The organism is Cupriavidus sp. GW823-FHT07A04 (assembly GCF_058794615.1).
Window position 1 is genome coordinate 301,668 of record NZ_JBXAHA010000011.1, and the last position, 8,612, is coordinate 310,279.

The 8,612-nt window shown below is 66.0% G+C and carries 9 protein-coding genes; 2 read left to right on the plus strand and 7 right to left on the minus strand.

The window, feature by feature from the left end; genetic code table 11:
* Window positions 1–161: 161 nt before the first annotated feature.
* Window positions 162–998, plus strand: coding sequence for a symmetrical bis(5'-nucleosyl)-tetraphosphatase (locus AC1Q7Q_RS20935; protein WP_492373263.1), 837 nt, complete (start codon window positions 162–164; stop codon window positions 996–998).
* A 5-nt stretch (window positions 999–1,003) separates the two neighbouring features.
* Here AC1Q7Q_RS20935 and AC1Q7Q_RS20940 read toward each other — a convergent pair whose 3' ends face one another.
* From AC1Q7Q_RS20940 to AC1Q7Q_RS20970, 7 genes are all read right to left on the minus strand, one after another.
* Entirely contained in the window at window positions 1,004–1,846 is an 843-nt protein-coding gene (locus AC1Q7Q_RS20940; protein ID WP_416049435.1) for a lysophospholipid acyltransferase family protein, read from the minus strand.
* 64 nt (window positions 1,847–1,910) lie between these two features.
* Window positions 1,911–3,185: a dihydroorotase gene (locus AC1Q7Q_RS20945; RefSeq protein WP_183036601.1), complete on the minus strand. Its 1,275-nt coding sequence runs from the start codon at window positions 3,183–3,185 to the stop codon at window positions 1,911–1,913.
* 75 nt (window positions 3,186–3,260) lie between these two features.
* On the minus strand, window positions 3,261–4,232 hold the full coding sequence (locus tag AC1Q7Q_RS20950; RefSeq protein WP_006160521.1) for an aspartate carbamoyltransferase catalytic subunit: 972 nt from the start codon (window positions 4,230–4,232) through the stop codon (window positions 3,261–3,263).
* 105 nt (window positions 4,233–4,337) lie between these two features.
* Window positions 4,338–4,865: a bifunctional pyr operon transcriptional regulator/uracil phosphoribosyltransferase PyrR gene (pyrR, locus tag AC1Q7Q_RS20955; RefSeq protein WP_492373262.1), complete on the minus strand. Its 528-nt coding sequence runs from the start codon at window positions 4,863–4,865 to the stop codon at window positions 4,338–4,340.
* Window positions 4,862–5,299, minus strand: a complete 438-nt coding sequence (gene ruvX / locus AC1Q7Q_RS20960; protein ID WP_416049437.1) for a Holliday junction resolvase RuvX — start codon at window positions 5,297–5,299, stop codon at window positions 4,862–4,864. The genes pyrR and ruvX overlap by 4 nt, the downstream gene beginning before the upstream one ends.
* The gene (locus AC1Q7Q_RS20965) at window positions 5,292–5,864 is read right to left on the minus strand and encodes a YqgE/AlgH family protein (RefSeq protein ID WP_043348720.1); all 573 of its coding nucleotides are present in this window, start codon (window positions 5,862–5,864) and stop codon (window positions 5,292–5,294) included. The genes ruvX and AC1Q7Q_RS20965 overlap by 8 nt, the downstream gene beginning before the upstream one ends.
* 137 nt (window positions 5,865–6,001) lie before the next feature.
* Window positions 6,002–6,709 (minus strand): pseudouridine synthase, encoded by a 708-nt coding sequence (locus tag AC1Q7Q_RS20970; protein ID WP_174422693.1) that lies wholly within the window; start codon window positions 6,707–6,709, stop codon window positions 6,002–6,004.
* 182 nt (window positions 6,710–6,891) lie between these two features.
* Between AC1Q7Q_RS20970 and AC1Q7Q_RS20975 the strand changes: the two genes are divergently transcribed.
* Window positions 6,892–8,442, plus strand: a complete 1,551-nt coding sequence (locus AC1Q7Q_RS20975; protein ID WP_492373261.1) for a cryptochrome/photolyase family protein — start codon at window positions 6,892–6,894, stop codon at window positions 8,440–8,442.
* The last annotated feature ends 170 nt before the right edge of the window (window positions 8,443–8,612 follow it).

Sequence of the window (8,612 nt, forward strand, 5' to 3'; positions counted from 1 at the left end):
AGTACCTGCAGAAGTGGCGGTATTCTATCCGACCGAGGACGGGCCCTTACCCAGAACAGGCATCTTTTTGTAGCCTGTTGTAACGTCCCACCGAAAATATCAGCACAATGTTGGCAAAACAAAAGTCATTTGCAACGTAGTGAAGCAGACAACATAACTTTGTGATTCATAAACATCATTATGCCATCGGCGACCTCCAAGGCTGCGCGGGTTCGCTTGACGAGTTGATTGGCCATCACCTGCCCGGCGACAGTCAACTGCGCTTCGTAGGCGACCTGGTAAACCGCGGCCCTGCCTCTGCACGCACGCTGCGAACCGTCCGCCAGCTCGGCGAACGCGCCGAAGCCGTGCTCGGCAACCACGACATCCACCTGCTGGCTGTGGCCGCCGGCGTGCGTAAAAGCGGCCGTAGCGACACTTTGGCTGATATCCTCGAAGCGCCAGATTGCGATGAATTACTCACTTGGCTAAGGCATCGCCCCCTGGCCATCCACGAAAACGGCTTCCTGCTCGTGCACGCGGGCGTGCTTCCGCAATGGACCACAGAGCAGACAATGGCGCTGGCAGCAGAAGTCGAGCGCGAACTGCGCGGCCCGGGCTGGAAGGCGTTCCTGGCCGACATCTTCGGCAATGCGGCGGACCGGTGGGACCCGGCCTTGCGGGGCATCGAGCGTCACCGTGTCGTGATCAACGCCCTGACCCGCCTGCGCTTTTGCAACGCCGACGGCGTGATGGACCTCAAGAGCAAGGAAGGCCCCGGCAGCACGCCGGCCGGCTTCATGCCCTGGTTCGATGTGCCCGGACGGCGCACCGAAGACACCACGGTGGTGTGCGGGCATTGGTCCACGCTCGGATTGGTGATGCGCCCCAACCTGATGGCGCTGGATACTGGATGTGTCTGGGGTGGCAAGCTCACCGCCGCGCGCTTGGCGGCGGATCTGGCTGATCGCACACTGATTCAGGTGGAGTGCCCGCAGTACTGCGATCCGCTGGCCTGAGCCGATCAGGCAGCCGGCGCGGGAGAATCCGCGCTCACATCGCCTTCGTTGAAGGATTGCTCGCTCTCGCGCCCTTCGTTCACGCGCACCGCGAGTTCCACTGCGTGCTGTTGCGCGCCCTGGCTCAGATGGCTCACTACCGCGCGAGCCGCCTCGGCCAGGTCGCGCCGGCTGGCGCTGGTGGCGGTGAGGGCTGGCGCAAAGCATAGCCTGGCGGTGATCGGCGGCGCCCGCAGGATCGCATCGAGCGTTTCCAGCAGGCTCAGGTCGCCAATATAGGCTGGCGCCAGCGTCGGCTGGCCCGTCGCGGCATCCAGGTAAGCCAGCCCGACCGGCTGCACCGGCAGCCCGCCCGATATCGGCGCTTGCATCAGGTTGGCGTGGAACGGCAGCACGCTGCTGCCATCCGTGGTTGTGCCTTCCGGGAACACGCAGACCAGATCGCCCTGCAGCATCACGTCGGTAATGGCATGCAGCACGCGATGCGCGTCGCGCTTGCGCGCGCGTTCGATGAAGATGGTGCCGGTCTGCCCGCACAGCCAGCCGATTACCGGCCAGTCGCGGATTTCGGATTTGGCGACGAAGCGCACGGGCTGCCAGCTATTGATGACGTAAATATCCAGCCATGAAATATGGTTGGACACCACCATCGCGCCATGCGGCATGGCCTGCCCCGGCTGCAGTCCCTGCACCTCGAGCGTCACCCCACAGATCCGCAGCAGCCGGCGCGACCAACGCCGGATATGCGACTGCCGCGACTCTACGCCGAGCCAGGGGAAGAGCACCGCGCAGGTCAGGAGGCCGCGCAGCAGGTGAAGGATCAGGGCGATCTTGCGCAGCCAGATCATGCCGGCCCCACTGGCGAACTCGCTTGTACCATCTTGTCCGATTTCCCTCGGGCCGGCATGGTGCTCAGTGCAGTTCGTAGACGACGTGGCCGCCGACCAGCGTGGTGCGCACGCGCCCACGCATCTCGTAGCCGAGCCACGGCGAATTCTTGCCCTGGCTCTTGAGCGCGCGCCGCTCGACCTTCCATTCCTGCTCGGGATGGAAGATGCAGATATCGGCGGCGCTGCCTGTCGCCAGCGTGCCGGCAGCCAGGCCGAGCACGCGGGCCGGCTCGGCCGTGATGCGGGCTAGCGCCTTGCCCAGCGGCACCTTGTGCTCCTCGGCCCAGCGCAGCGTCAGCGGCAGCAGCAACTCCAGCCCGGTGGCGCCAGGCGAGGCCTCGGCGAAGGGCAGCAGCTTTTCGTCGTCGTCCACGGGGGTGTGGTCCGAGCACAGTGCGTCGATGGTGCCGTCGGCCAGCCCGGCCACGATGGCGTCGCGGTCGCGCGCGCTGCGCAGCGGCGGCGAGAAGCGCATCTGCGAGTTGAAGTAGCCGATGTCCATGTCGGTCAGCGACACATGATGGATATTGACGTCGCAGGTCACCTTGAGGCCTTCGCGCTTGGCCTGGCGCACCAGCTCGATGCCCGCGGCAGACGACAGACGGCACAGGTGCACGCGTGCGCCGCTGGCGCGCATCAGCTCGAAGATGGTGTGCAGGCGCACGGTCTCGGCAATCACCGACATACCGGACAGGCCCAGGCGCGACGCCACGGCGCCGCTGGCGGCCACGCCGCCACCGAGGTACGGGTCTTCCGGGCGCAGCCAGACCGTGAAGCCAAAGGTCTGCGCGTACTGCAGGGCGCGCAGCAGCACCTGGGTGTTGCGGATCGGCGCTTCGGCCTGCGAGAAGCCGATGCAGCCGGCCTCGGTGAGCTGCGACATCTCGGTCAGCGTCTCGCCCTTGAGGCCCAGCGTGAGCGCACCTAGCGGATACACATGGGTCTGGTTGAGCGTGCGGGCGCGGTACTTGAGCATCTCGACCAGGCCGGGCTCGTCTAGCACGGGGTCGGTGTCGGGCGGGCAAACCAGGCTGGTCACGCCGCCGGCGGTGGCTGCCGCCACTTCGGATTCGAGCGTGGCCTTGTATTCATAGCCCGGCTCGCGCAGCCGCGCGGACAGGTCGACCAGGCCGGGGCAGACGATCAGCCCGCTGGCGTCGATCGTCTTGTTGGCGTGGAAGTCCGCCGGCGCGCTGCCCACGCCGACGATCTTGCCGGCGGCAATGTAGAGGTCTTGCTGCGCATCGACGTTCGCGGCCGGGTCGATCAGGCGGCCGCCCTTGATGTGGATCTTCATATCGTGTCGCTTGGCTTGTATTCGGTTGTTCTGGCTTGCCTGGACCTTGTCGGTCGGGCGCTATCCATCATGAGATCAGTCGTGGTTTCCGGCCACGATGCCCATCACGGCCATGCGTACCGCAATGCCGAAAGTCACCTGGTTGAGGATCACGGACTGCGGCCCATCGGCCACGGCGGAATCGATCTCCACGCCACGGTTCATGGGGCCCGGGTGCATCACGATGGCATCGGGCTTGGCCAGCGCCAGGCGATCGGGCGTGAGGCCATAGGCCTTGAAGTACTCCTGCGCCGAGGGCAGCAGCGCGCCGCTCATGCGTTCGTTCTGCAGGCGCAGCATGATCACCACGTCCACGCCCTTCATCCCCTCTTCCATATTGTGGAAGACACGCACGCCCATCTGCTCCAGCCCCGAAGGCAGCAACGTGCGCGGGCCGATGGCGCGCACTTCGGGCACGCCCAGTGTGGTCAGCGCGTGGATGTCGGAGCGCGCCACGCGGGAGTGCAGGATGTCACCCACGATGGCGACCGTGAGATTGGTGAAATCCTTCTTGTAGTGGCGGATCGTGTACATGTCGAGCAGCCCCTGCGTGGGGTGCGCATGGCGGCCGTCACCGGCGTTGATGACATGCACATGGGGCGCAACATGCTCGGCGATCAGGTAGGGCGCGCCGGAACTGGCGTGGCGCACCACGAACATGTCGGCCGACATCGCCGACAGGTTGTTGATGGTGTCGAGCAGCGACTCGCCCTTGCTGGTGGACGAGGCGTTGATGTTCAGGTTGAGCACGTCCGCGGAGAGCCGCTTGGCGGCAATCTCGAAGGTGGTGCGGGTGCGCGTGGAGTTCTCGAAGAACAGGTTGAACACGCTTTTGCCGCGCAGCAGCGGCACCTTCTTCACTTCGCGGTCCGAGTCGGACAGCGAGACGAACTGGCTGGCGGTGTCGAGGATGTGCGCGACCATCTCGCGCGACAAGCCCTCGATCGAAAGCAGGTGCTTGAGCTCGCCGTTCTTGGTCAGTTGCGGGTTGCGGAACGTCTTGATCATGGCAGGTAGAAAGGGCCGGGCGGTGGCGTTGACTGGTCTGGGCAGGTCTGGGTCTGGCTTGCCGGCGTGCCGTTGCGGGCGCGCCGGCCGGTGGGCTGGGCAGGCTTAGTTGCCGGTGGCCTCGTTGGCGAAGGCAAAGCGCATGTCGGAGCCGGTGCCCTCATGCGACAGCACCAGCGTGGTCCCGGGCGGCAACGCCACGTGCGTGGCGGCAAAGTCGGCAGCCGCCGGCAGTTCGCGGCCGCCGCGATCGACCAGCACGGCCAGCGCCACGCGGGCCGGGCGGCCATAGTCGAACAGCTCGTTGACGGCGGCGCGGATGGTGCGCCCGGTAGCCAGCACGTCGTCGATCAGCAGGATCTTGCGGTCTTGCACGTCAAAGGGCAGCGTGGTCGGCTGGGCCTGGCTATGCAGGCCCTTCTTGGCATAGTCGTCGCGGTGGAAGGCAACGTTGATGACCCCGTGGGCCGCCAGCTGCAGGTCGGCGGCAAGCCGCTCGGCAATCCAGGCACCGCCGGAATAGATGCCGGCGACCGACCATTGCGCGCGTTCGGCCTCGGGCAGCGCGGCCTGCACCTGGTCACGCAGCTTACGGTAGAGCGCCTCGGCGTCGAGAGAGGAAGTCTGGGTCATAGCGGATGCTGGTCGAAGTACTGTTGCAGGATGATGCTGGCGGCCTCGGCATCGAGCGCGCCCTTGCGGGCGCCGGCCATCTCGGCGGCGATCGACGTGTAGCTTTCGTCCACCCAGGCCACCGGCAGGCCGAAGCGGCCGTTCAACTGGTTGCCGAAGCGGCGTGCGAGCCGCATCGAAGGCTGCTGGCTGCCATCCGGATTGGTGGGCATGCCCACCACCAGTTGCACCGGCGCCCACTCGTCGATCAGCGCGGTTACCGCCTCGAAGCGGCCTTCCACTGTGATATTGGGGATGATGACGAGCGCACGGGCCTCGCGCGTGACAAAGTTGCCAAGCGCAACGCCGATCTTCTTTTCGCCATAATCGAAGGCCAGGACGGTGCCGTCGGAGGGCAACTGGCGCGGCGCTGGCGTCGCTCCGTCCTCAGGCATGCCCAGCCTCGCCCGAGAGCATGGTGAAATCGATGCCCAACAGGCGTATGGCGGCGGCGAAGCGTTCCTCGGGGGGCACGCTGAAGATGATTTCGGGATCGGCCTGGACAGTCAGCCAGCCATTGCGGCTGAGTTCTTCCTCCAGCTGCCCCGCGCCCCAACCGGCATAGCCCAGCGTGAGCAGGAAGCGTTGCGGGCCGCTGCCGTTGGCCACGGCCTCCAGCACGTCCTTGGAGGTGGTCATCTCAAGTCCGCCGGGTACGGCCAGCGACGAGACATAGATGCCAACCGGATCATGCAGCACGAAGCCGCGCTCGGTCTGCACCGGCCCACCGAAATAGACCGGTTGCTGCGCCACCGGCTGGATCTCCAGCTTGAGGTCGATCTTGTCGAACAGGGTGGCCATATCGATGTCGATAGGCCGATTGATCACCAGGCCCAGCGCGCCGCGGTCGTTGTGCTCGCACAAGTAGACGACGGAACCCGAAAAAGTCGGGTCTGCCATGCCGGGCATGGCAATCAGGAACTGATTGGTGAGATTGATTGGGGCTTCCAGCGTCGCCATTCCTGCATTTTATCAAATCGTTGCCATCCGTCCGGAAAAGATTCGCGGAATGCCGCAACGCAACATTCCGACGCTTGCCCGGTGCGCTTGCTTGCTGGCCTCTGTGCCAGCGTCGATGCTCGCTTGCTGCCGCCTGCTTATTCCTTGCGCGTCAGGGCGGCCAGATCTTCCGGCGTCAGCCAGCGCCAGTCTCCCAGTGCCAGGGTCGGCTCCAGCACCAACCCCCCGATGGCGCTGCGGTGCAGGGCTTCCACATGGTTGCCTGCCGCGGCCACCATGCGCTTGACCTGGTGGTACTTGCCCTCGGTCAGGCTAAGGCGCAGGCTGCGCTCGCCGGTAGCTTCGCAGGCGGCCGCCGCGATCGGGGCCGGCTCGTCCTCGAGCTGCACGCCCGCCACCAGCGCATCGACCTGCTCTTGGGTGACCGGCTCGGCGGTCGTCACTTCATAGACCTTGGGCACCTTCTTCTTGGGCGAGGTCTGGGCGTGGATGAACTGGCCATCGTCCGAGAGCAGCAGCAGGCCGGTGGTGTCCTGGTCCAGCCGCCCGACCGCCTGTACCTCGCGCTGGCGCAGCGGCACCGGCAGCAGGTTGTACACGCTGGGATGGTGGCGCGGGCGCTGCGAGCATTCGTAGCCCACCGGCTTGTTCAGCAGGATGTAGGCCTTGGTGTGGCCGATCCATTCCTCGCCGTCCACGGTCAGGCGCAGGCCATCGACCTCGAACTTGGCGCCCGGATCCTCGCACAGGGTACCGTCGACCTCCACCAGGCCGGCCCCGATCAGGTCGCCACAATAGCGGCGGGTGCCGAAGCCTTGGGATTGGAGGATGCGGTCGAGTGTCATGGCCATGGCTTGCTTCTTGATATCTGGATTACTGGATTACTGGATTACTGAAATACGGGCCGGCTGTTCGGCGCTGCGGACAACGCTGGCCGGCATGCCGGGCCAGCCCAAGCGCGCGGCGCATGCCTGACGCTATGGTAGGGTAACAGGCTTCGCCAGCCCAACTTCCGGAGCGCCCGATCTTGCCCCCATCCCCCGCCGACGCCCGCCAACCCTATCGGATCGACCGGCTGTTCGAGCGCGGCCTGGTCTGGTTCCGGCGCGACCTGCGCGCCGACGATCACGCGGCGCTGCATTATGCCCTCAAGCACTGCCGCCAGGTATGGTGCGTCTTCGTCTTCGACCGCGAGATCCTGGATCCGCTGCTGGCGCGCGGCCTGGCGGCCGACCGCCGGGTGGCGTTCATCCTGGCCTCGCTGGCCCCGCTGGACGAAGCACTGCGCGCGGCCGGCGGCGGCCTGATCGTGCTGCACGGCCACGCGCGCGCAGCCATTCCCGAGCTGGCCGCCGAGCTCGGCGTCACCGCCGTGTTCGCCAACCACGACTATGAGCCCGCCTCGCTGGCCCGCGATGCCGAAGTCAGGCAGGCGCTGGCGGGCCAGTCCTGCGCCTGCTTCAGCTTCAAGGACCAGGTGATCTTTGAGCGGGATGAGATCCTGACCGGCCAGGGCAAGCCCTTCTCGGTCTTCACGCCCTACAAGAACGCCTGGCTCAAGGCCTTGCTTCCGTTCGACCTCAAGCCCTACCCGGTCGAGCCTTATCTGAAGTCACTGGCCGCTCCGCCGAAGGCTTACGTGCGGCCGCTGCCCACGCTGGATGCACTGGGCTTCGCCCCCTCCAACCTGGCCGAGATCGCCATGCCCACCGCCAGCGCCGGCGCCCACGCGCTGTTCGACGAGTTTTGCGAGCGCATGGGCGACTATGCGCGCCGGCGCGACTTCCCCGCCCTGCGCGGCCCGAGCTACCTGTCGGTGCACCTGCGCTTTGGCACCCTGTCGATCCGCACGCTCGCCCGCACTGCCCACGCCGCCACGCTGCGCGGCGGCGCCGAAAGCGCCGGCGCCGCCACCTGGCTGTCGGAGCTGATCTGGCGCGATTTCTACTTCATGATCCTGCACCACCACCCCCGGGTCGCCGCGGGGCATGCCTTCCACCCCGCCTACGATGCCATCCGCTGGCTCAATGGCGACACCGGCGAGCGCTACTTCCAGGCCTGGTGCGACGCCAGGACCGGCTACCCGCTGGTGGACGCCGCCATGCTGCAGATCCGGCAAAGCGGCTACATGCACAACCGGCTGCGCATGGTGGTAGCGAGCTTCCTGGTGAAGGACCTCGGCGTGGACTGGCGGCGCGGCGAACAGTACTTCGCCGACCAGCTCAACGACTTCGACTTCTCCGCCAACAACGGCGGCTGGCAGTGGGCCGCCTCCACCGGCTGCGATGCCCAGCCCTACTTCCGCATCTTCAACCCGACCACGCAGTCCGAGAAATTCGACCCGCAGGGACGATTTATCAGGAAGTACCTGCCTCAACTGGCGCGCCTGCCGGACAAGTACATACATGCTCCCTGGACAGCCTCCGAGGACGTGTTGCTAGCAGCCGGGGTCAAGCTAGGCGAAAACTACCCGCGGCCGATCGTGCAACACGACGTGGCCCGCAAGGAGACGCTGGCGCGGTATTCAGTAGTGAAGGAGAAGGCAGGAATCGACTCTGCACAGCCCGACGGTGACTGAGAACCAAAGAGCCGTAAGCAACGATTCATTGCAGCCGTGTTTTTCCCGCCCGGAGGGCGGGAAAAACCCACGCGCGATGCGAAGCGAGCCGTGAAGGTGTGCCAAGGCCGTATGGGGCGCCTCGGGATTCGGCGAAAAGAGCGGAAAAGAGGGACCCATGTCTGAGTATC

What these genes read in the sequence shown, in the direction of transcription:
- AC1Q7Q_RS20965 (WP_043348720.1), bottom strand. Translation starts at nt 5,864, where the DNA reads ATGGCGACGCTGGAAGCCCCAATCAATCTCACCAATCAGTTCCTGATT.
- AC1Q7Q_RS20970 (WP_174422693.1), bottom strand. Translation starts at nt 6,709, where the DNA reads ATGACACTCGACCGCATCCTCCAATCCCAAGGCTTCGGCACCCGCCGC.
- pyrR (WP_492373262.1), bottom strand. Translation starts at nt 4,865, where the DNA reads ATGACCCAGACTTCCTCTCTCGACGCCGAGGCGCTCTACCGTAAGCTG.
- AC1Q7Q_RS20950 (WP_006160521.1), bottom strand. Translation starts at nt 4,232, where the DNA reads ATGATCAAGACGTTCCGCAACCCGCAACTGACCAAGAACGGCGAGCTC.
- AC1Q7Q_RS20945 (WP_183036601.1), bottom strand. Translation starts at nt 3,185, where the DNA reads ATGAAGATCCACATCAAGGGCGGCCGCCTGATCGACCCGGCCGCGAAC.
- ruvX (WP_416049437.1), bottom strand. Translation starts at nt 5,299, where the DNA reads ATGCCTGAGGACGGAGCGACGCCAGCGCCGCGCCAGTTGCCCTCCGAC.
- AC1Q7Q_RS20940 (WP_416049435.1), bottom strand. Translation starts at nt 1,846, where the DNA reads ATGATCTGGCTGCGCAAGATCGCCCTGATCCTTCACCTGCTGCGCGGC.